Source organism: Methylophilus glucosoxydans (assembly GCF_042676145.1).
GTDB lineage: Bacteria > Pseudomonadota > Gammaproteobacteria > Burkholderiales > Methylophilaceae > Methylophilus > Methylophilus glucosoxydans.
Genome location: NZ_JBHTJW010000002.1, coordinates 1,219,885 through 1,242,180, shown reverse-complemented (window position 1 = coordinate 1,242,180; position 22,296 = coordinate 1,219,885). Strand labels below are relative to the sequence as shown.

At 52.4% G+C, this 22,296-nt stretch carries 24 protein-coding genes; 6 read left to right on the top strand and 18 right to left on the bottom strand.

All coding sequences use genetic code 11. The features are described 5' to 3' along the window. Window positions 1-19: 19 nt before the first annotated feature. On the bottom strand, window positions 20-775 hold the full coding sequence (locus ACFQ1T_RS08655; RefSeq protein ID WP_194748021.1) for an S-methyl-5'-thioinosine phosphorylase: 756 nt from the start codon (window positions 773-775) through the stop codon (window positions 20-22). Window positions 776-842: 67 nt separating this feature from the next. Between ACFQ1T_RS08655 and hpnC the strand changes: the two genes are divergently transcribed. From hpnC to hpnE, 3 genes are read left to right on the top strand one after another with little or no spacing between them, the layout of a single operon-like run. Beyond that, window positions 843-1,712 (top strand): squalene synthase HpnC, encoded by an 870-nt coding sequence (gene hpnC / locus ACFQ1T_RS08650; protein WP_379075705.1) that lies wholly within the window; start codon window positions 843-845, stop codon window positions 1,710-1,712. Further along, window positions 1,709-2,551 (top strand): presqualene diphosphate synthase HpnD, encoded by an 843-nt coding sequence (gene hpnD / locus ACFQ1T_RS08645; protein ID WP_275355651.1) that lies wholly within the window; start codon window positions 1,709-1,711, stop codon window positions 2,549-2,551. Before hpnC ends, hpnD begins: the two co-directional genes overlap by 4 nt. After that, window positions 2,548-3,900 carry a hydroxysqualene dehydroxylase HpnE gene (hpnE, locus tag ACFQ1T_RS08640; protein WP_379075701.1) on the top strand — a complete coding sequence of 451 codons (1,353 nt, stop codon included), beginning with the start codon at window positions 2,548-2,550 and terminating at the stop codon, window positions 3,898-3,900. The genes hpnD and hpnE overlap by 4 nt, the downstream gene beginning before the upstream one ends. 18 nt (window positions 3,901-3,918) lie before the next feature. Here hpnE and ACFQ1T_RS08635 read toward each other — a convergent pair whose 3' ends face one another. Next, window positions 3,919-4,194 carry a hypothetical protein gene (locus ACFQ1T_RS08635; RefSeq protein ID WP_275355654.1) on the bottom strand — a complete coding sequence of 92 codons (276 nt, stop codon included), beginning with the start codon at window positions 4,192-4,194 and terminating at the stop codon, window positions 3,919-3,921. Between the two features lie 291 nt (window positions 4,195-4,485). Here ACFQ1T_RS08635 and ACFQ1T_RS08630 point away from each other — a divergent pair, with 291 nt between their 5' ends. Further along, window positions 4,486-4,797 carry a hypothetical protein gene (locus ACFQ1T_RS08630; RefSeq protein WP_194748031.1) on the top strand — a complete coding sequence of 104 codons (312 nt, stop codon included), beginning with the start codon at window positions 4,486-4,488 and terminating at the stop codon, window positions 4,795-4,797. Between the two features lie 111 nt (window positions 4,798-4,908). Here the strand turns inward: ACFQ1T_RS08630 and radA are convergent, their stop codons facing one another. From radA to ACFQ1T_RS08590, 8 genes are all read right to left on the bottom strand, one after another. Beyond that, entirely contained in the window at window positions 4,909-6,270 is a 1,362-nt protein-coding gene (radA, locus tag ACFQ1T_RS08625; protein WP_379075697.1) for a DNA repair protein RadA, read from the bottom strand. Beyond that, the gene (gene alr, locus ACFQ1T_RS08620; RefSeq protein ID WP_379075694.1) at window positions 6,263-7,330 is read right to left on the bottom strand and encodes an alanine racemase; all 1,068 of its coding nucleotides are present in this window, start codon (window positions 7,328-7,330) and stop codon (window positions 6,263-6,265) included. The genes radA and alr overlap by 8 nt, the downstream gene beginning before the upstream one ends. Continuing rightward, window positions 7,330-8,712, bottom strand: coding sequence for a replicative DNA helicase (gene dnaB / locus ACFQ1T_RS08615; RefSeq protein WP_194748036.1), 1,383 nt, complete (start codon window positions 8,710-8,712; stop codon window positions 7,330-7,332). Before dnaB ends, alr begins: the two co-directional genes overlap by 1 nt. Before the next feature lie 204 nt (window positions 8,713-8,916). After that, a complete protein-coding gene (rplI, locus tag ACFQ1T_RS08610; protein ID WP_194748038.1) occupies window positions 8,917-9,366 on the bottom strand; it encodes a 50S ribosomal protein L9 in 450 nt (149 codons plus the stop codon). Window positions 9,367-9,387: 21 nt separating this feature from the next. Next, window positions 9,388-9,621 (bottom strand): 30S ribosomal protein S18, encoded by a 234-nt coding sequence (gene rpsR / locus ACFQ1T_RS08605; RefSeq protein ID WP_024929836.1) that lies wholly within the window; start codon window positions 9,619-9,621, stop codon window positions 9,388-9,390. A 19-nt stretch (window positions 9,622-9,640) separates the two neighbouring features. Further along, entirely contained in the window at window positions 9,641-9,919 is a 279-nt protein-coding gene (priB, locus tag ACFQ1T_RS08600; protein WP_379076906.1) for a primosomal replication protein N, read from the bottom strand. A gap of 17 nt (window positions 9,920-9,936) precedes the next feature. Beyond that, a complete protein-coding gene (rpsF, locus tag ACFQ1T_RS08595; protein WP_194748042.1) occupies window positions 9,937-10,311 on the bottom strand; it encodes a 30S ribosomal protein S6 in 375 nt (124 codons plus the stop codon). 119 nt (window positions 10,312-10,430) lie between these two features. Further along, the gene (locus ACFQ1T_RS08590) at window positions 10,431-10,763 is read right to left on the bottom strand and encodes a hypothetical protein (protein ID WP_275355669.1); all 333 of its coding nucleotides are present in this window, start codon (window positions 10,761-10,763) and stop codon (window positions 10,431-10,433) included. A gap of 232 nt (window positions 10,764-10,995) precedes the next feature. Here ACFQ1T_RS08590 and epsA point away from each other — a divergent pair, with 232 nt between their 5' ends. After that, window positions 10,996-11,775, top strand: a complete 780-nt coding sequence (epsA, locus tag ACFQ1T_RS08585; RefSeq protein ID WP_338654593.1) for an XrtB/PEP-CTERM-associated transcriptional regulator EpsA — start codon at window positions 10,996-10,998, stop codon at window positions 11,773-11,775. 1 nt (window position 11,776) lies between these two features. Here epsA and ACFQ1T_RS08580 read toward each other — a convergent pair whose 3' ends face one another. The 8 genes from ACFQ1T_RS08580 to ACFQ1T_RS08545 all read right to left on the bottom strand — a co-directional run bounded on the left by ACFQ1T_RS08580 (window position 11,777) and on the right by ACFQ1T_RS08545 (window position 19,786). Continuing rightward, window positions 11,777-12,202 carry an RNA-binding S4 domain-containing protein gene (locus ACFQ1T_RS08580; protein ID WP_338654596.1) on the bottom strand — a complete coding sequence of 142 codons (426 nt, stop codon included), beginning with the start codon at window positions 12,200-12,202 and terminating at the stop codon, window positions 11,777-11,779. A 3-nt stretch (window positions 12,203-12,205) separates the two neighbouring features. Further along, the gene (locus tag ACFQ1T_RS08575) at window positions 12,206-14,371 is read right to left on the bottom strand and encodes a Lon protease family protein (protein WP_275355674.1); all 2,166 of its coding nucleotides are present in this window, start codon (window positions 14,369-14,371) and stop codon (window positions 12,206-12,208) included. Beyond that, window positions 14,372-14,848, bottom strand: a complete 477-nt coding sequence (locus ACFQ1T_RS08570; RefSeq protein ID WP_379075687.1) for a molybdenum cofactor biosynthesis protein MoaE — start codon at window positions 14,846-14,848, stop codon at window positions 14,372-14,374. Window position 14,849: 1 nt separating this feature from the next. After that, a complete protein-coding gene (gene moaD, locus ACFQ1T_RS08565; protein ID WP_275355676.1) occupies window positions 14,850-15,107 on the bottom strand; it encodes a molybdopterin converting factor subunit 1 in 258 nt (85 codons plus the stop codon). After that, entirely contained in the window at window positions 15,104-16,456 is a 1,353-nt protein-coding gene (locus tag ACFQ1T_RS08560; RefSeq protein ID WP_194748054.1) for a DNA recombination protein RmuC, read from the bottom strand. The genes moaD and ACFQ1T_RS08560 overlap by 4 nt, the downstream gene beginning before the upstream one ends. A gap of 166 nt (window positions 16,457-16,622) precedes the next feature. Further along, the gene (locus tag ACFQ1T_RS08555) at window positions 16,623-17,372 is read right to left on the bottom strand and encodes a hypothetical protein (protein ID WP_379075683.1); all 750 of its coding nucleotides are present in this window, start codon (window positions 17,370-17,372) and stop codon (window positions 16,623-16,625) included. Between the two features lie 92 nt (window positions 17,373-17,464). Continuing rightward, a complete protein-coding gene (locus ACFQ1T_RS08550) occupies window positions 17,465-19,009 on the bottom strand; it encodes an alkaline phosphatase (RefSeq protein WP_194748058.1) in 1,545 nt (514 codons plus the stop codon). Window positions 19,010-19,039: 30 nt separating this feature from the next. Beyond that, window positions 19,040-19,786, bottom strand: coding sequence for a hypothetical protein (locus tag ACFQ1T_RS08545; RefSeq protein ID WP_379075680.1), 747 nt, complete (start codon window positions 19,784-19,786; stop codon window positions 19,040-19,042). 354 nt (window positions 19,787-20,140) lie between these two features. On the opposite strand from ACFQ1T_RS08545, the gene acpA reads away from it, so the two are divergent. Further along, a complete protein-coding gene (acpA, locus tag ACFQ1T_RS08540; protein ID WP_379075677.1) occupies window positions 20,141-22,231 on the top strand; it encodes an acid phosphatase in 2,091 nt (696 codons plus the stop codon). Window positions 22,232-22,296 lie beyond the last annotated feature (65 nt).

Below are 22,296 nucleotides of genomic sequence, written 5' to 3'. Positions count from 1 at the left end.
CTGCTCCTCTGACTGCCGTTTAAGCCACAGAACAATCATTATCTGACAGGTATTGCGCAATGACGGCACGGACTTTATCCATGGTTTGCTGCAGCAAAGGCATGACCTGCTCAAACTGGATAGATTGTGTACTATCGCCGCGACCAGCCGCAAAATTGGCTACCGGGCAGATGGCCGCATAAGACACGCCCAATTCACGCGCCAATACCGCTTCCGGCATGCCGGTCATGCCGACAAGGGTGGCACCATCCCGCTCATAGCGGTCTATCTCTGCGGCGGTCTCCAGCCGCGGCCCTTGCACGCAAGCATACACACCACCATCCACCACGCTGCAGCCCACATCGGCAGCGGCTTTGAGACAGCGTTCACGCATGGCTTGTGAATAAGGTTGTGTGAAGTCTACATGCCGCACAGGCAGCTCTATGCCATCGTGATAGGTGTTATTGCGGCCATAAGTGTAATCGAGTATCTGGTTAGGCAAGACGATATCTCCCGGGATCAGATTACGCGTAATGCCGCCCACCGTGGCCACTGCCAGCAAATCACAGACGCCGACCGAATGCAGGGCCCAGACATTGGCCCGGTAATTGATCGCATGTGGCGGAATCGTATGCCCACCACCATGACGGGCTAAAAACACCACCTCTTTGCCATTGATTTCGCCAAAGACTAAGGGCTGCGAAGGTTCCCCATATGGCGTGCGCACGATCAAGCGCTTAGAAATGTTCAAATTATCCAGTGCGGTGAGCCCAGTGCCCCCAATAATGCCTAACATAAGTTCTCTTTATGATTGTTCATCTGCAAGGCGTAAGCGTATCATGGATTTATGGCATACTTAAGCCATGCATGCCTTTTCCAAGCCCGCCCAGCCCCAACCTAGCCTGACACTGGCGCACACGCATTACGAAAACTTTCCGGTTGCATCCTTGCTGTTACCGGCCCATTTACGTCATGCAGTGACGGTCATTTACCAGTTTGCGCGCGAGGCAGACGATATTGCAGACGAAGGCAACGCGAGCGAAATCGAGCGCCTGCAAGCCCTGCAGGCTTATGAAGATGAGTTATTATTGATCCAGGCCTATATACAGCCCTCACAGCCATTGTTTCAATCGTTGCAAGCGGTGATCCGGACTCACACTCTCGATGTTCAACTGTTAATCGACCTCATCGATGCTTTCAAACAGGATGTGGTGAAAACCCGTTATGCTAACTTTGAGGAAGTACTGGATTATTGCCGCCGCTCGGCAAATCCGGTTGGCCGCCTGATGCTGCAACTGTATGGCAGTGACAGCACGCAACATCGGCTGTGGTCCGATCAAATATGCAGCGCGCTGCAACTGATTAACTTTTATCAGGACATTGCGCTAGACCTGCAAAAGCATGGGGCCGTCGGACGGATTTACCTGAGTCAGGAGGACATGCTGGCGGCAGGCATCAGTGAGCAGGATTTGCGAGCTCAACGGCTGGACAGACACTGGCAACAGTTCTTTTTGTCACAAGTGGGGCGTGCTGAGGCCATGTTAAAGGCTGGCAAACCGTTAGGTCGCGCCCTACCTGGACGGATCGGTTTTGAGTTGCGCATGATGATTGCCGGTGGCGAACGTATCGTGCATAAATTAAAATCCTGTCGTGGCGATATTTACCATCACCGCCCGACCTTGAAAGCCTATGATTGGCCACTGATTTTGCTGAAAGCCCTGTTTAAACGATGACGCCGCAACAATATTGCCTGCAAAAAACCCGTGAAAGCGGTTCCAGCTTCACGCTGAGTTTTGCTTTTTTACCCAAAGCCAAGCGCGAGGCGATGACGGCGCTGTATGCCTTTTGCCGCGAAGTGGATGATGTGGTGGATGAGTGTACCGACTACCAGATCGCCCAAACCAAGCTTGGCTGGTGGAAACAGGAAGTTGAGCGGCTGTTTCATGCCACGCCGCAACATCCGGTGACGAAAGCCTTAGAGCCCGTCATCAAAACCTATGGTTTGCAAGAAAGCCATTTCATTGAAATCATCGATGGCATGCAAATGGATACGCAATACAATCGCTATGCGGATTTTGAACAGCTGGGCCTGTACTGTTACCGTGTGGCAAGTGTGGTCGGCTTGCTGTCAGCGCAAATTTTTGGCTATAAAAATCCGGCAACCTTGCAATACGCGCATGACTTGGGCATGGCGTTTCAACTGACCAATATCATCCGCGATGTCGGCGAAGATGCGCGGCGCGGACGCATTTATATTCCACTGGATGAGCTGGAGCGTGACAGTGTCACCGAGCAACAACTGCTTAATAGCGAAGCCACGCCGCAAACGCAGGCCTTGCTGCTCAAGCAGATTGCCCGCGCGGAACTGTTTTATGACAAAGCCCTGCAGCAGCTCCCGCCAGAAGATCGGAAAGCCCAATTACCAGGATTGATGATGGCGGCCATTTACCGAACACTGCTGCAGGAAATCAAACAAGATCCCAACCTGGTACTTAACCATAAAATTGCGTTGCCGCCATTTAGAAAGCTCACCTTGGCGCTGGGCGCCTGGTTTAAATCCCGCCGTTCATGAGTGCAGTGTTATCCAGGGCTAATCAGAAAACATCCCAAACCGTTAGCGCCACCGCGAAGCTTCGCAGAGTAGCGGTGATTGGCGCCGGTCTGGCCGGGTTGTCTACGGCGTTGCGCTTAGGTCAGCAAGGCTATCAAGTATGCGTCTTTGAGGCCGCCCCGCAGGCAGGTGGCCGTGCACGTGGGGTATTGCACTCTTCAACCACGCTGGATAACGGCCAACATCTCTGCCTGGGCGCCTATCATGCCACGCTGGCCTTGCTACGCGATGCCGGCCTGGATCACAGGCATGTGTTCAAGCGCTTGGCGCTGGCATTGCACATGCACGATGGCCAGCATCGTATTTCGCTGGTCACCCCAGAATGGCTACCCGCCCCGCTGCATCTGCTGTGGGGCTTAATCACCGCGACGGGACTGGACTGGCAAAGTAAATGGCGCGCCATCTGCTGGATGCGGCAGTTACAAAAAACCGCTTTTACGCTTGCGCAGGATATGCCGGTATCCGGCTTACTGGCTCAAGCACAACAAACGCCACTGGCGATCAAGTACTTGTGGGAGCCCTTATGCCTGGCTGCACTGAACACGCCGCTAGCGCTTGCCAGTGCACAGGTATTTTTAAATGTACTCAGGGATAGTTTTCAGCATCGTCGTCAGGACAGTGACTTTCTAGTGGCTAGATCTGATTTGTCCACCGCCCTCATTCAGCCGCTGTTAACGCAGCTACAAACACGGGGGGTTACAGTCAGGCTAGGGACCACTGTCACCGCCATCGAGGCTTTTGAACATGGTTGCAAACTGACACATCAGCAACAAGAAGTGTTTGATGCGGTGGTGCTTGCGGTCGGACCACACCAACTGAAAACCATCGCAGGCGCACCTACGTTGCCCTGGCGCGAGTATCAACCCATTACCACCATTTACCTGCAATTCAGCGAGCAGATGCGCTTGCCGCACCCCATCATGGGCTTATGCGGCGGCTGGGCACAATGGGTGTTTGACCGCGGGCAGTGTTGTGACCAGGCCGGATTGCTCGCCGTAGTCATCAGTGCGCATGCGCCCTTTGAGATGGACAAGGCCGTCCTGGTCACACATTGCCTTAATGAGATTAATGCTGCGCTCGGCAACTACGACATGGCATTGCAGCAAACGCCTCTGTGGACAAAAATCATCACAGAAAAACGCGCCACCTTCAGTTGCAGCCCGGCTTTAAAGCGGCCTGGCCCTCAAACCGCACATGCCCGCATCTTTTTAGCCGGAGACTATGTCGCGAGCCCTTATCCGGCCACCATAGAAAGTGCGATCCGTAGCGGCGAGGCCGCTGCGCAAGCAATTGCGCGATTACTGGGCTAGCAGCGCCAAGACAGGCGATTAGCCTTTACACACCACCGCCAGGTGATTATTCGCTGGTCTGTAAATCCCATCACCGCTATCAGGGAAGGTTTCGGTGTAAGACAAACGTTTGTCTAGCTCATACCCCCCGGCACACTGTTCACCCGCCTTGCGCTGGCATTGCTCCCAGGTCGTGTTGAATTCACTGCATGTCAAGGTATAGCCCGTTTTACCATTGTTGCCTGTATATTGCTGCGGGCTGACACTGGCACAAGCCGTCATTAACAGTGGCAAAAGAAAAATGATTTTTTTCATTATTTTTTCTCCTTTAATACATATCGTCATCTTATTGTCATATTTTTGTGAATCTGACTTTATTTCGGCCTACATTTTGTAGGAATAGTTGCATTAAATTTTTATGACAATTACTTTTATATAAATTAAAATTATTGGTTTATATAAATTAAAATTATTGGTGATGCACGCGATCTCTGCTCTGTATCGAACTCGCTACAAATGCCTACAAAATGCGCGGCCTTTGTAACTGACATAACCCAGTGGGTTTTTTATACTGTTTTCAATGTCATTGATTGAAAGGAGTTAAGCATGAAATATGCGACCGTCATGGCCACCGGCTTATTCGTCCACATGTCAATCTTCGCTTCAGATATATTACCGACAGAAGATTACGCAAACCTGACAGGGGAAAAAGTACGCATCCTCAAACAACTGGGCGAACATGCAGAGTGCATCCGTTTGGCTGATAACGAGCAGGCTTTGCGCGATTGCCAGGAGAAACTGAGCCAACACCAACTCACCCAGGATCCACTCGCGCGTGACCCGTCTGTAAAACAAAGAACAGCCAGAAATATAGAAAAATTAAAGACAGATAACCCGAATCAAAACGAGTTTTTTTGACACGGCCATCAAGCCGCTTGAGTGAACCGACTTCCCTGTGGTTGCCTACCCTCTTCTGGGCAACCTCATCCTTAGGCAACGATAGGACTCCCATCTATCGTTGCCATTTTTTTATGCACGCATGACGTCTATGGCCTGTTCCAGCCTATCCACGGCCTCAACCTGCATACCGGCAATGCCGCCTTTGGGCGCATTTGCTTTGGGGATAATGGCATGGGTAAAGCCCAGTTTGGCAGCTTCCTTAAGACGTTCCTGGCCCCGCTGCACGGGCCGCACTTCGCCAGCCAAGCCCACTTCACCAAAGACAATCAGCTTGTTTGGCAACGGTTTGTTTTTCAACGATGAAACAATCGCCAGTAACACTGCCAGATCCACCGCAGGTTCACTGATTTTGACACCACCGACGGCATTGATAAACACATCCTGGTCATAACAGGCCACGCCTGCATGTCGATGCAACACTGCCAGCAACATAGCCAGCCGGTTCTGCTCCAGACCCACACACAAGCGCTTGGGATTGGGCGCATGTGCCGTATCCACCAACGCCTGGATTTCGACCAGCAAAGGCCGTGTACCTTCTTGCGTGACCGTGATACAAGAGCCAGGCACCGGCGATTCATGGTGCGATAAAAACAAGGCGGAAGGATTGCTGACTTCGCGCAGCCCCTTTTCGGTCATGGCAAACACACCGAGTTCATTGACCGCACCAAACCGGTTTTTAAACGCGCGAATCAGCCTGAAACTCGAATTCTGGTCGCCCTCAAAGTACAGCACGCTGTCGACAATGTGCTCCAGCACGCGCGGGCCCGCCAGCGAGCCTTCTTTGGTCACATGGCCGACCAGAATCATGCTGATCCCAAGCTGCTTGGCCACCCGAGTGAGTTGCGCAGAACATTCACGCACTTGCGCCACCGAGCCTGGTGCAGACTGCAAAGCCTCGGAATACACGGTCTGAATCGAGTCTATCACCACCACGTCCGGCTGATGCTGCTGCAATACCTGGCTGATTTTTTCGAGATTGATTTCCGCCAGCACATCGACCTGGCTCGCATCCAGCCCCAGGCGATGTGCCCGCATGGCAATTTGCTGCGCAGACTCCTCACCGCTGATATAAAACGCTTTGAGCGATTGCGAAACCTTGCACACGGTTTGCAGCAACAAGGTCGATTTACCAATGCCAGGATCGCCACCGATGAGCACCACACCGCCCGCCACCAGCCCGCCACCCAGCACCCGATCAAACTCGGTAATGCCGGTCGCCTGACGGGACACATCCTGCGCTTCAACATCAGCCAGTTTTTGTAATTGGGCCGTTGGCGCCAGACTGGCAAACCGGCTTGTCGTTGTCGTTGCCGCTTCCGGCACCGTCTCTACCAGCGTGTTCCAGGCATGGCAGCTCGGGCACTGGCCTTGCCATTTAGGTTCGACCGCCCCACACTCGGTACAGCTGTATTGCGTTTTTGCTTTAGCCATAGTGCTTGAACGGGACCCTGGCGGTGACCGCACACAATAATTCATAGCCTATGGTCCCCGCTGCTTGCGCAACCTCATCTACAGGGACTTGCTCACCCCATAACTCCACAATGCTGCCAACGGTTGCGTCAGGGATATCAGTGACATCTACCGCCAGCATATCCATAGACACGCGCCCCAGCGTACGAGTCAATTGACCATTAACGGCAATCGGCGTCCCTGTTGGCGCATGTCGGGGATAGCCGTCGGCGTAACCACAAGCGACAATGCCGACCTTGGTCGGCTGATCTGCAGTAAACAAGCTGCCATAACCAACACTCTCCCCGGCCTGAATTGACTGCAAGGCGATAATAGCGGACTGCAAGGTCATGACAGGTTTCAGGCCCAGCATGGAAGCATGCTGGTCGGCAATCGGCGAGGCACCATACAACATGATCCCTGGGCGCACCCAATCGGCATGGGTTTGCGGCTGCTGAATCACGGCAGCCGAATTCGCCAGGGAGCGCGCATAAGGCTGATTGGCCATGACCGCCTCCACGGTGGTCATGGCCTGCTCAACGCCATCTACAATATCCGCATTGGCAAAATGCGTCATCATGACGATCTCGCGCACATTGGCGCATGCAGCAAGAGCAGCTAACGCCTGCGGATACTCTACTGGCGACAAGCCAAGCCTGTGCATGCCGCTATCCAGCTTGAGAAACACTCGAATGGGGGCACTCAACGCGGCCTGCTGCAACCAGGCAATCTGCTGCACCTGGTGCACGACAATATCCAGCCGGTATCTGTCGACTTCAAGCAATTGCTCGGGCGCAAACACCCCTTCAAGTAACAATATGGGCTGCGTATAACCCGCTTCACGCAAAGCGATGGCTTCACTAGGATTGAGCACAGCGAAAGCATCTGTTTCGCTGAGCCCTTGTGCCGCATTCAGCAAACCGTGACCATAAGCATTGGCTTTGACAACGGAGATGATCTTGGCCGCTGGCGCGTAACGTTTGACCTGCGCCAGATTGTGTCTAAGCGCAGCTAAAGACAGATGAGCAACAATCGGACGCATTAATACTCGTCCGGCATGTAGGCCGCGTTCGCATAGTCGGCAAAACGCGTATGCGCACCCATAAAGGTCAAGCGCACCCGGCCAATCGGGCCGTTACGCTGTTTGGCGATAATAATCTCGGCCGTGCCTTTTTCAGCACTGTCCGGGTTGTAATACTCATCGCGATACACGAACATGATCAAGTCAGCATCCTGTTCAATCGCGCCGGATTCGCGCAAGTCACTCATCACCGGGCGTTTGTCTGGCCGTTGGTCCACGCTACGGTTAAGCTGCGAAATCGCAATCAGCGGCACATTGAGTTCTTTGGCCAGCGCCTTCAGCGAACGTGAAATTTCTGAAATCTCAGTTGCACGGTTTTCGCCCTGACGGCCGGCTGGCGAGCTCATCAATTGCAAATAGTCGATCACAATCAGACCAAGTTCGCCTGTTTGCCGATGCAAGCGACGGGCACGCGCCCGCACGTCAAAGCTGCTTAAACCGGCCCCTTCATCAATATAAATCGGCGCCTCGTTCAATTTACCCAGCGCGGTGGTGAGCTTTTCCCAGTCCTCATCCTCAAGGTTACCGTTACGCATCTTGTGCTGGTCGAGGCGGCCAATTGAGCCGATCATACGCGTGGTCAGCTGTGTTGCCCCCATCTCCATCGAGAAAATAGCGACCGCTTTATTGGTCTCAAGCGCGACATTCTCAGCAATATTAATTGCAAACGCGGTTTTACCCATGGACGGACGACCGGCAATAATCACCATGTCACCGCCTTGCAGGCCTGAAGTCATCGAGTCAAGATCGGTAAAGCCGGTGGGGATCCCCGTCACATCAGAATGATTTTCGCGTGAGTACAGGTAGTCAATGCGGTCAGCCACTTGTGGCAAAAGCACTTGCATGCCCAAAAAGCCCTGGCTCTTGCGGTTACCGCCTTCGGCAATCTGGAAAATCTTGGCTTCGGCTTCATCCAGTAACTGCTGTGCATCGCGACCATTCGGTTGGTAAGCACTTTCGGCAATATCAGTGCCCACTGCAACCAGTTGGCGCATGACAAAGCGCTCATGCACAATTTCTGCATAGCGGCGGATATTGGCAGCAGTGGGCGTATTTTGCGCCAGCGCACCCAGATAAGCCACACCACCAACCGTGGTCAACTCACCACTGTTTTCAAGCGATTCAGCAACCGTCACAATATCGGCTGGCTGGTTGCGCTCAATCAGCCGTGCGATATGTTCATAAATCAATTTATGGTCATGCTGGTAGAAATCCTGAGGGGCCAGAATATCGGCAATCTTGTCCAGCGCTTCGTTATCCAGCAACAGGCCGCCCAGCACGGACTGCTCAGCTTCAATGGAATGTGGAGGGAGTTTTAAGAATTCGAGTTGTTCATCAGCCATCTGGCGATTATACCGAAAAGCTGACTGGCATTTTTGGGTTTCAGAACAGATGAAAGATTAAAAATACTTTAGCCACAGAGATCGCAGAGGAGATAGAGAAAAACCTCATGTACTTTATTGGTACGTTATCAAATAACGCTTTGTGGCAAAAAAGCAAAAAGGCTACCGAAGTAGCCTTTTCTTGTCATGCATGCAGATGCCTGATTAGGCTTCTGGCGTCACAGTCACAGTGATATCTACCACTACGTCGTGGTGCAATGCCACGCTCACAGCGAAATCACCAATGGTCTTAAGTGGGCCGTTTGGCAGGCGCACTTCAGCTTTTTTCACTTCGTGGCCTTGTGCTTGCAAGCCTTCAGCGATGTCCATGTTAGTCACGGAACCGAACAGACGGCCATCCACACCCGCTTTTTGAGCGACTGTCAGTACAAAACCAGCCAGTTTTTCGCCACGCGCTTGCGCTGCGGCCAACAGGTCTGCCTGTTGTTTTTCTAACTCGGCACGCTGAGCAGCAAACACTGCCTTGTTCGCTTCGGTCGCGCGTTTTGCTTTACCTTGTGGGATCAGAAAGTTGCGGCCGTAACCGTCTTTCACTTTAACCACGTCACCCAGGGAACCCAGGTTTGCTACTTTTTCCAATAAGATTACTTGCATGTTGTTCTCCTAAGCCGCCGATTAACCTGGGTGTTTGTCTGTGTAAGGCATCAGCGCCAGGAAACGTGCGCGTTTTACCGCGGTTGTCAATTGACGTTGGTATTTAGCCTTGGTACCAGTCATACGGGCTGGGATGATTTTGAAGTTTTCAGAAACGAAATCTTTCAACAGATCTACGTCTTTGTAGTCAACTTCTTTGATGCCTTCTGCGCTAAAACGGCAGTAACGGCGACGTTTGTACATATCTCTTGCCATGTGAAACTCCTTAAATTCTTTAATACTGTATTCGCTGTAACTCTTGTATGTGCAGTACCACTTGTGTGCTTTTTGCACTGCGCTGTGCCAGAAAACCCTTCACTTTGATCTGATCGCCGCTTTGCAATGGCAGATTGGCTTTTTCACCAATAATCACTGCGGGTAACTGACACTGTACCTTCCGATTCATCCCAGCCTCTAGCTGCTCTGAATCATGTTGCAATTGCAATCGCAACAAGGGCAAGCCCGCCGGTGTGTATCGCAACGTTTCAACTGCTTGAACCGTCGCTGCAATCACCAGCGTATTCACAACACTTAAGCAGCCGCCTCTGTGCTAGCAGCAGGTGCGTCACCAACGATGGTTTTGGATTTTTCCTCTTTCATCATTGGGCTTGGTGCGGTGACCGCTGTTTTCGTCGCGATGGTCAGGTGACGTAATACAGCATCATTAAATTTGAAGCCATGCTCCAACTCTTCCAGCACTTCTTGGCTGCACTCGATGTTCATCAACACGTAGTGTGCTTTGTGTACTTTTTGGATTGGATAGGCAAGTTGACGACGGCCCCAGTCTTCCAGACGGTGGATGTTGCCGCCATTACCTGTGATTTGTGCGCGGTAACGCTCAATCATCGCAGGCACTTGTTCACTCTGGTCAGGGTGAACAATAAACACGATTTCATAGTGTCGCATGAGATTTCCTTATGGTTAAAGCCACCTTCGGATCAAACTTAAGAATGCCTGATCAAAGTGTGGCAAGGTTGCAAAGCACGCGATTATAAACCCTTTTTGAAGGATTGATCAAGAACCGATTATGTTTTAGGCGGATTCTCTAGGGATTTGTCTTCTTTTGGCAGGTAATAAGGGTCAGCGACGTAGCCAGGCCCCTTCATGATAATGATCACGATCAGGCCTATCATGGCGGCACCGATAAAGAACCAGAAGGTAAACAGCAAGCCCAAAAACATGGAGTTGCGTTCCAGGTCATGAGCCAGCAAATCACCTGACTGCCACCAGTCATAAGCAATGGGGGCAGCAAACACCACGCTCCCCAATAGCCACCATTTAGGCAGTTTCTTGAGCAGCTGCCATTCTTTATAGCTAGGGTAACGCACGCCACCAGGAAGTTTTTTCAGAATACCCATGAATGTCTGGACCTTAAAGCCATCTCATCACACCAGCCTTATTTTACCTTAAGGCCCCAAGTAGTAGGAAAGCGATGTGGCCAAATCGTTCAACCCTTGCGCCATATCAAGTGCGCACTTTGCAAGGATTCCCCCATGCATGGTTAAAGAATTGCCAGCCTATGCCGTAAAACCCTTAAACCATGAAACATCGGGCAATGCTGCCCTGCTCATTACCGTTTGAGGTCATTGCATGCTGGTACAAAAAAAACAAACCCACTGGGAAGGCATTTTGCAAGCCATACAGAAATCATATGCGATTAAACGGCATATTGAATTCTTTCAATGGCTGAAACAAGATATTCATCCGCTGATGCGACATGATGCACTATTGGCAGCGTGGGGCGACTTCAGCACCGGTGAACTGCATTTTGATGTCTCTTCTGCCCTCCCGGAAATGTCCACCCAACGCTTGCTGGAAGACTCTGCCATTGTGAACTACCTGATGTGCAACCTGTACAAACGCTGGGTAGAAAACGATGAAAAATGGTTTGTGATTAACCGTTTTGATGCCACGGGCATTCATGCACAGTCACCCAACCCGTTCACGCAACAGTTGATAAAAATGCATTCGCTCATGGTATACGGCGTACGCGATACCCGTGGCAAGTCAGACTGTATTTATGTGTTTTTTGACCGTACCAAAGAATTTCATGTCCCAGACCAGATGCTGGGCATGATCATGCCGCACCTGGATGCGGCGATCCGCCGTATTGGACACCTGAAACCGGTGATTAAAGACGAGGACCTGCTGGACAGCATGGCGCAAGGCGGGTTATCAGACCGAGAGCAGGAGATTCTGCATTGGGTGCGCAGTGGCAAAACCAATCTGGAGATAGGCATGATTCTGAATATCAGTGCCAATACGGTCAAAAACCATCTCAAACGCATTTTCCAGAAACTGGATGTTTCTTGCCGGGCACAAGCGGTAGCCAAAACCGGGCTGAGCAATGGCGCCCGCAGGCCAAGCTAGACTAACCGCGTCCAGTAAAGCGCTGAATCTCGCGCATTTGACGCTTGGTCGGACGCCCCATGCCACGGTCGCGCTCGGCAAAATGCTCCGCCCCGCTCTCTTTCATCTGCTGGCGTATTCGTTGGCTTTCTTCAGTCTCGCGGTATAGCAAGGCGGCTTCGGGCGCGCCGCGCCGCACATTGCTGAGCGCCAGCACTTCCACTTCTATCTGCATATCCTTGTTTTTAATACTCACGCGCATGCCGGGCTTCATTTCGCGTGCATTTTTGGCGCGGTCGCCATCAATGCGCACCTTGCCGGCATCGACGGCGTCGGCCGCCAAACTGCGTGTTTTAAAAAAACGGGCGGCCCATAGCCATTTGTCTAGACGGCAACCGTCGTCTTTTTCTGGCGGTGCCTCTTGCTTGCGGTGATGCGTGCGTGGCATAAATCAGAAATGTTGATGGTCTTGTTGTTGCTGGATATAGGCCATACGTGCCTGATTACGTTCCAGCGTTTGCCGGTAGCTGGCGAGTGCAGCTTGCGCGCGTGCCATGAGCGTATCACCCTGATAGGTGCCATCCGCCTCTTGCACGCCGGCTTCGCAGTCGGTCAGATGGGCAATGCCTTCCAGCACATGGTCAATAGCAATAATTTTGAACATGCCATTATTCACGGCCGTGACGACGGTCTCATCCAGCAGCAGGTGACGCTGGTTACGTTTGGGGATAATAACACCCTGCTCGCCGTTTAAGCCCAAGGCCTGGCAGACGCGGAAATAGCCCTCGATTTTTTCATTGACGCCACCAATCGGCATCACTTCGCCAAACTGGTTGAGGGCGCCGGTGACGGCCATGCCTTGCTTGATCGGCAAGCCAGTCAGCGCAGATAACAGCGCAAACAATTCGGCACAGGAGGCAGAGTCGCCTTCTACGCCATTATATTCTTGCTCAAACACCAGCGAAGCGTTCAGGCTCAACGGTGCCAACGCCCAAAAACTGGCACTGAGCCAGTTTTGCAGAATATAAATGCCTTTGTCATGCGTAGGGCCGCTCATATTCACTTCGCGGTCAATATTGATCACGCCACTGCGGCCTGGATAACAACGGGCGGTAATCCGGATAGGCGAACCAAAACTGGCGTCGCCCAACTCGATATGCGTGAGGCCATTCACCTGCCCGACCACACTGCCATGCACCTGTATCAATAACTCATTATCAATAATCGAGTCACGAATCTGTGTTTCAAAAAACTGCTGACGCAACAAGCGCGCAGACAGGGCCTGCTTGACATGCGCATCGGTCACCAGACGTGCTTCAGCAGCCACTGCAGCACTCTCATGCATGAGCTGATCCAAATGCACAAAGCGCGTACTGATACGGCCTTGGTCCTCTTCTAGCCTGTGCATGAACTGCAACAGCACATTCACCGCCGCGCTCGTAAAATGTGGCATCACCTGTTGCTGGCATTTACGCGCAATATAGCCGGCCACCCAGGCATAATTGTCCAGCGTCGCGGCAACGCGGTCTTCAAACTCGACTTTTACCGGAAAGAAGTCAAAGAAATCGGGCTGCGCTTCAAGGCAGTCGTAATAATCTTCGCGGCTGGCAATCATGACAATTTTGACATGGACCGGCAAGGCGCCATGGCGATTGCCGCCAGCCCCTTGCTGTGCATGGTTGGCCCAGTCTTCAATCTGCACCTCGCGGTTACGCATGAGACGGTAAAGCTTTTCGAGCAAGGCACTGCCGTTGCCTTCGTCTTGCATCAGATCACGCAAATGCAGCAGCAACATGCCTCCATCGGCCTGGTGCACACTGCCGGCACGCAAGCGTAAGAACTCCGGCCATTGCGCCGACTCTCCTGCAGCGGTTTCCAGCATGCCAAACAAGGCGGCAAAGCCGGGGTCTTTGTCCTCAACCACAGGCTGCTTGATGCCGGAGGTGAGGTTAGCGCGCTGATCGACCAGCAGATTTACCCGAAAACGCGATAAGAAGCCGTCATTGACCAAGCCGTCAGTGCCGCTGTCGCCCTCACTGCCGACTTGCTGCCAGGCTTGCAGATACCCCAGCACCTCGGGTTTGATCAGATTAAAAAATGGCGATAACTTGGCGCTGCTTAATTGCGAGCGCAAACCATCCACGCGCTCCTCAAGCCAGGTTTCGGCCTGCGAAAAATTGACCTGGCCATTGGCATCCACCCATTGCTGCATCTCTGCCACCAGCGACTTGATAAACGACTCCATCACAGTCCGCAATTGGGCGCCCAGCCCGGCCGGCAGCTTGATGTAGTTGGCGCAGGATTGCTGGCTAAAATCATACAGCGCCACCAGGTCGGTCAGCGTGGTATCAATCCCGGTCATGGCAGAGGCTTTCATCGCCGCCAGTGTGAGCCCAGCACGACCGGAACCAGGCGTGCCCAGCACCAGCACATTACAGCCATCCTGTTGCAGCGACAGGCCCATCATCAGTGTTTTCTGTGCTTCTGGCTGTAGTTTCCAGCCGTAGTCGGTCAGGCTAAGCTCACTCGCATCCAGCAGGTCGGCGGTGGACTCAAATGACATGGGTGACAGTTTGTAGGAAACGGTCATTTCTTCAGGACTGAGGACTTGCATCATTTAGGGCTGTTTCCATTGTTGTTTTGCTTGTTCATCAGAGGCACGGGCTTCTACCCAGTGTTCGCCAAACGCGCCGATTTCTTTTTTCCAGAACGGCGCATCGGTCTTTAAATAGTCCATCATAAAAGCACAGGCTTCAAAGGCTGCCTGGCGGTGCAAGCTGGTAGCAGCCACCAGCACAATCTGCGCCTGAGCAGCCAATAGGCCGACACGGTGGATGATACGCACCCCAAGCAATGGCCAGCGACTGGCCGCCTGTTGCGCAATACCCTGCAAGGCCTTTTCGGTCATGCCAGGATAATGTTCGATTAACATCTGGCTTATTAACTGACCTTCACTGGCGTGCTCTCTTACCCAGCCGACAAAATTCACCAGCGCACCGGCCTCTGGCGAGGCTAGACGCAAGCGCTGCAACTCGCTGGCCAGGTCAAAATCCTCAGGCTGAACAGAAATATCCAGAAATGGTGGCTTGCTCAAATCAGCCTCCGGTCACAGGTGGAAAAAACGCCACCTCATCACCTTCATCAAAGGTTGCCATATCGTCGACCAGTTCATGATTGATGGCCGCACGCACTACCCCGCTGCCGTTAAACAGTTTTTGCCAGGTCTCGCCGCGGCCAGACAACCAGGACTTAAGTGCGACGATGGTTTCTATCTCATCCGGCAGCTCAACGTCTTCAGAGGAGTAATTCACCACCTCTTTGATGCGTGCAAAATATAAAATGGTGATCTTCATGTAGGGGTGCTCTTTCCAACCTCGTCTAATTCATCCAGCAACTCCAGCGTTTCCAGACCAGCCTCTGCCAGCTCGACTTTTTCAATCTGGGCGAAGCGTCTGGAAATCTTCTGGCTGCTGATATGCACGTCTTGCGCATTTTCATGCGCCTGCCGGATATTATCAGCCAGTTTTTTCATGCGGGTATCAAAGCGGTCAAAATCTTTACTTAATTTGCCCAGCTCGTCTTTGATGATATGCACCTGTTTGCGCATCTCCACATCTTTGAGCACTGCGCGTGCCGTATTGAGCACCGCCATCAGGGTGGTCGGCGACACCAGCCACACACGTTTCTGCATCGCGTAATCGACCACATCCCTATGATAGGCATGAATCTCGGCAAACACCGCTTCAGCCGGGATAAACATGACCGCGCCATCGGAGGTCTCGTTGGCGATGATGTATTTGCTGCTGATATCATCAATGTGTTTTCTGATGTCGGCCTTGAACAGCTTGGCGGCTTGCGCCTGCACCAGATCGCCCTGGCTGCTATCTATCATGCGATGGTAGTTTTCCAGCGGAAATTTACTGTCAACGGCCACTGTGCCAGTTGGCTCGGGCAAAAATAAAGCACAGTCCACGCGTGCACCGTTACTCAGCGTATGTTGCATGGCAAAACTGCTATTGGGCAACACATTGCGGATCAGCCCTTCCAGTTGCACTTCCCCATAAGCACCGCGGCTGCGCTTATCCCCCAACAGTTCCTGCAAACTGACCACATTCACACTGAGACCATCAATTTTCTTTTGGGCTTCATCAATGGTGGCCAGTCGCTCCATCACACTCACAAAGGTCTCATTGGTTTTTTTGAACCCTTCTTCCAGGCGGATAGACACCTTGCCACTCATCTCCTCCAGGCGGCCATCGACGACTTTGGTCAGTGCTTCAATGCTTTGCGTCAGGCTTTGAGTCGTCGTTTGCAAGGCGGTTTTAAGCAAGTTTTGCTGGGCAATGCCCTGCTCGGACAAGCCATTACGCAAGCTCAGGCTGAGTTGTTCAGTGCTCTGGCTCAAGTGGTCGCGCTGGGCAACCTGTAACGCCTGCATCGCTTCACGCGTCGCGGTCAGCTCTTGCGACAATTGCGCCCGCAAACGGTCTTGCTGGTCGGTATTCAGGCTTTGCAAGCGATCAGCCAGATGATTGAGTGACTGGTGCATCTCCTGCATCATCATGCGGTGCTTTTCTTCAAGCTGCTGCGCCAGTAACTGTGCCAGCGCCTGCTGCGCAGCCTGTTGTTGCCTGCGAGATTGCCACACTAGCATGGCAATAATCACCACTAATAAAAGAAGCTGAATAATTTGAAACGTCATGCAGGCATTATAGCCGATGACTGGGAGGGCCACACTGCCCGGCTGCAAATTCGGCCGCCGGGCGGCAGGCCCATCGCATGCGCCATGCGATCAGAGCAATCAACACGTATTCTTTGCGATGCCTGGGCATGCAGTCCAGACATCGCAAGCGATCAGGCCGACGCGACTAATGATGATGCGACTGCAAGCCAGGCGCATCGTGCGCTTTGGCCAGCCATTGCATTTCGGAAGGGTTGTGTTCCATATCGCCCAAATCGGCATAATCCACATGCTGGTACTGGCTCAACGCCGTCAAAGAGGTTTTGGGCGCGACTTCGACGGGCTGACCAGGCTTGGCTGCCGGTTGCAGCGCCTGCAACTGTATGCTGACCGTGTGTTGTGGATAGGTATATTCGACCTTGTAGGGCAATTTTAAGGCCGGAATCCACCAGACCTGACTACGAATACCATTGCCCAAGGTACCACTATACTTCTCAATAGCATAGCCATACTGTTCGCTGGCTTCGTCTGCCACTTTTTGCAGGCTGGCCAACTCGCTATCGGTGACCAATTGCGTCTTCAGTTGCCATGTGGCTTCATCCATTTTGATCGCCAGCAGCTTCAAATCCACATCGCTGTAATCGATGGTGCGCTGCTCGTCATGCATCAGGTAAATATAGCTGAATTGCCCACCCGGTTTTTTCTGCCACAAGCTGCTGTGGTGTGCTGGCTCGCCATTTTGATACAACTGACGAATTTCCACCTCATCCTGGTCACGCATCAGCCACCATTGCAAGTGCTTGGCGGCATCGGCCTGGCATGGCAAGGCGCACTGCACGGTGTCATAGCGTGCAGTGACGATTTCTTCGGCCTGCGCACCAGCGCTTATCATCGCCATCACCAGCGCAAAACAGCCAGCGGTTTGTTTCAATCTCATGATGATTCCATTTCTTACTAAAGGCAGAGGGCAGCTTGCGCTGCCCCACTGTTAAACCAATTGATGTTCAGGTCTATTCTAAAGACAGTCGATTAAAAACCGAATGCATCTTTCATGACTTGATAAATGTAGCTTTGCTCTTGTACCCCATGGACCAGATAGGCTTTAGGGCCGACGGCATAAATCGCAACCTCTTCACCAGCATGCGTTTCAGAGCTCAGTGGCACCAGTGCCTCCTGGTGGAAATCTGGGTCCTCAGTATCCACGCCTGACATGTCGACCACGCGGCCTGCAGCAATCGCCTCATTGTAAACCGCATCACCTGGTGAGTTAGTGTGATAGCCTGGGCCGTTGGCAAAGCTCACGGTGGTGTAAGGCTTGCCATCAGCCGCCAGCGTTGGCGTGGTTTTACCTGGCTCAACCACTTTACCCAAAATCGGGTTACCACGTTTTGGATAGCCGCCTATGGTCAGGGTGTGGCTATGGTCAGCTGTGACAATAATCAAGGTGTCGTTCAGATTCACTTTGGAAGCCGCTTCACGCACCGCATCTGACAGCGCCACCGCATCTTTAAAGGTACGGTAAGCATTGCCTGCATGAGAAGCATGGTCAATCCGGCCACCTTCCACCATCAGGAAAAAGCCATTCTGGTTTTTCTTCAAAATGTCGATGGCCTTGCCCGTCATCTCTGCCAAAGAAGGCTCACCAGCGATATCGTTAGGACGGTCTTGCTCGTATTCCATGTGGGAGGGGTTGAACAAGCCCAAGACTTTATTGGTCGTGGCTGGATTCAAGGCATTGAATGCCGATTGATTTTCGATATAGACGCCACCAAACTTGTTCACATATTCTTGCGTCAGGTTACGGCCATCGGTACGGCGGCCTTTGGCGCCTTCGATATCTTTAATACTGTTAGGCAAAAAGTAGCTACGGCCACCGCCAAAGACGACATCAACGCCATCGCCAAGCTTGCCATTGCCAAAGTTATCAATCAGTTGTGCGGCAATATCCTTGACGCCATTGCTAGCCGCCGCCGCTGACAGGTTAGCGTTGGCTTCCCAGTCACGGTTGGAAATATGTGCATAGGTGGCTGCCGGGGTGGCATGCGTGATACGGGCAGTCGACACCACACCAGTGGCTTTGCCAGCTTGCTCGGCCTGTTCCAGCAGGGTGGTTACTTTATTCGCATTGATCACGGCAGGGTTAGCCTCATTGCGCGGAACAGACTGGTTCAATGAAATGATGCCGTCATTGGTTTTCACGCCAGAAATGATGGCGGTCATGGTCGGTGCAGAGTCAGAGGTCTGCTGGTTGGTCGAATAAGTTTTGGACAGGGCCACATAAGGGAACTCTTCAAAAGACAGTTTGTTGCGCTCACCATCCTTGCCTTTGAGCTGACCTTCAAAAATACGCGCGCCAGTGACCGTCGAAATCCCCATACCGTCGCCGACAAACAAAATCACGTTTTTGGCTTTGCGTGCATTCGGTACCAGTTTTTTACTGTCGCTCAGGCTTGCTGCGCCATCGTTGAGCCAGAACTGGGCGTTTTCCTCAGCCATCAAAGGTTGTGTCAGGGAGACTTGTGTCCCCAGCAGCATGGCCAACAGAGCAGTACGTTTTAAGTTAAACAGTTGCATGATTGTTTCCTCAAAGATATTCGTTATAAGTTATTGTGCGCGTCTACGCATAATGGCGGCAATCAAACCAAGCCCCACCAGCATCAAGGCATTGGTATCCGCTTCAGGGACTGCAGAAGCCGTTTGCAAGCTAATATTGTCTACGCCGAGTTGAAGAGAACCCTGGTTGGCGACACTGGCGAAGCGCAACATGAATTGGCCACCGCCAGACAGGATGGAGGTCAGGTCAAACTGGTAGCTCAGGTAGTTGTTGGCAGCCAGCGTGCCATTGGCACCGCCCAGATACAGGCTCTGCAGGACATCGCCCTGGCTGGTAGAAAAAGGATCACTGCCCGCCTTTAAGATATCCACACGGACATGCTGGTTTGGATGATCGGTTGCGTCAACGGTGTAATCAAGGCCACCTGCATCGACAGCACTGCTGGCTGACTGATTGTTGACAAACATTTGGAAGGTCAAGGTCGCCTGGCTGACCGCCGACGTCGTAAAGTTTTGATACAAGATGTTGCTGGCCAGGCCGTTATTATCGAGCAAACCGTAATGTGTGCCCTGATAAGCGCCAACGGTGGTGTTTCCGGTGACTTCAGTCGTGGTGCCTTGCTGTGCCAGTACGCTACCAAGGATGCCAGCTTCAGCCACTTGCCAGCCGACGATGTCATAGGCGTCTACGCCCTGCAGCTCGAAGCCACCATTTTGGATTAATTCAGCGGCGTGTGCTTGAGAGAGCAAAGTCGCTCCCATCAACCCAGCCATGAGCCAAGGTTTCAATGTCATCATTCATCCTCTCGCAGATGGTTATATTACGTTTTTGTACACGGTTAAGTGCTTGTCATGTCACAAGTCATTTGCTTGTGTTAGCCCATGCATTCTTGAAAAACTCTGTGTCAGACAGGTTACGGAAACATGAAATTTATGTGACATGCCTGACTAGTTTTAAGCTGTTCAACACCCCCTAAAACATTAAAAAATGTAAGCCAGTGTTGGGTTCACGCAACCTTCATAAAACCATCACGCCCACTAGTCATGATGAGCTACGTTTCGGGCGCAGGACCACTGAATGCCTGTTACACAGCCAGGTTACGATTTCCGGGCTCAAGAATTGTTCTTGTGCTCTTGATATGGGGATGATTTATGAATTTTTTTCGTTTGTTACCAATTTCTGCTGCAGTATGGATGGCCTTAAGCGGACCAGCTTTCGCCGCGGCCAGCACCTCTGGTGTTGTGATCGGCTTGCATGGCGCCAAGCTTGCCAATACCCTGGTTTGCATTGACGCCAACCTGAATGCTCGCTGTGACAGCGGTGAAGTCAGCACACAGACCAATGCCAACGGCGAGTTTAACCTGGCAGGCCATGGTGCTCTGGTGGCGCAAGCAGGGAAGTCTGTGTACCGCGCAGCTGCCGAAAACACGACCGTTGTCAGTGCGTTGAGCACCGAAATCCTGGCGCTCATGGAAGGCAGCAATCTTGATTACATGACCGCACGCGATCGTCTGGCCGCCAGACTACACGTCAGCGGATCACAGCTCGAAGCTGACTTCACACAAACGAGCACTGGCGCCGACCTTGACAGCCTGATGACCGAAAACGATGAGCTGCAAAATCGCCTTGCCGAAGCGGTGCGTGAGGCTGGCAGCAAAGGCAATCTGAATAAAGCGCTGAGCAACCGTCTAAATCTGGACAAAATCGAGCATTTTGTCGTGATCTACCTCGAAAACCGCAGTTTTGACAATCTGTTTGGCAAATATCCAGGCGCCAACGGCCTGAATACACCGCAAGCTAAAGCGATCAAACAGGTAGACCGAGACTACACCACGACGCTGACCACCTTGCCACCGGCTTGGGGTGGCATGCTGGCCAATGGCCAGAAAAACACCGCTGGCCAGACCATCACCCAGGCACAAACCACTGGGGTGTGGCCCAATGCGCCCTTTCAGGTCGATGCCACGAGTGACCAGTTTGGCTATGGCCTGGTGACTGGTAACAACATCACCCGCGATCTGTATCACCGCTTTTTTGAGAACGCCATGCAAATCAATGGCGGCCTGAATAACCTTTATGCGGCCTTTAGTGATGCCGGTGGTTTATCCATGGGTTATTTTGATGGTAGCAAAATGCAACTGTGGGGGCTGGCGAAAAAGTACACCCTGGCAGATAACTTTTACCAGGCCGCATACGGCGGTTCATTCTTGAACCACCAGTATCTGGTCTGCGCTTGCGCACCGGCAATTTCCGCCGATACCGTCGCCAATAACAAAGCTTCTCTCAACGTCTTGACTACCCCAGTCAACGGCGTGCCACAATTGGCCCGCAACAGCTCCATGAGCGCCTCTGCGATTGGCACCAACGCCACCAACACCTCATTCAAGAGCGGCAATATTGCCCCATTGGACTACTTTGGTGCGGGTGACGGCTATCGCGCCGTGAACACCATGCAGCCACCATTCCAACCCAGTGGCAATGCGCCGGTGACCAGCGCCTCAGGTAACCAGTTGCTGTACGCCAACCCATCAGCTTCGACCACCTTGCCAGCACAAACCATCACCACCATTGCAGACCTGCTGGATAGCAAGCAAATCAGCTGGAAATGGTACTCAGGCGGCTGGAGCGACGCGGTCAATGATCGCAGCAATGTCTACAAGTCAAACAGCTTTGGCGTGGCAGATGCGACCCATGGCGACTTTCAGGCCCATCACCAGCCATTTAACTACTATGCAAATTTTGACCCAGTGGCCCATGGCACCTACCGTAACAGCCACCTGCAAGACCGTGCAGATTTGTTGAATGACATTACACAAGGCACCTTGCCAGCCGTGTCGTTCTATAAACCGATTGGCAACCTGAACCAGCACCCAGGCTATACCAACGTCACCAATGCGGATGATGAAGTGATGACCATCATCAGCCAGTTGCAAAACAGCCCGCAATGGAATAACACCCTGGTATTGATTACCTATGATGAATTTGGCGGCCAGTTTGACCATGCCGTGCCCCCAAAAGGCGATTTGATCGGGCCAGGCACACGTATTCCGGCCTTGATCATTTCACCTTTTGCCAAAAAAGGCGCAGTCGATCATACCCAGTATGACACCGGTTCTGCCTTGCGTTTTATCACACACCGCTACTCACTGCCACCATTGGACGGCCTGAAAAAGCGTGATGAAAGCTTGCAAAGCCATGGTGCCAACATCATGGGCGACCTGACCAACGCCCTGGCATTCTAATCATTACAACATACGGCGCAGTTGGGTATCCCCAATTGCGCTGAATGAATCTTAACTTCTGGAGA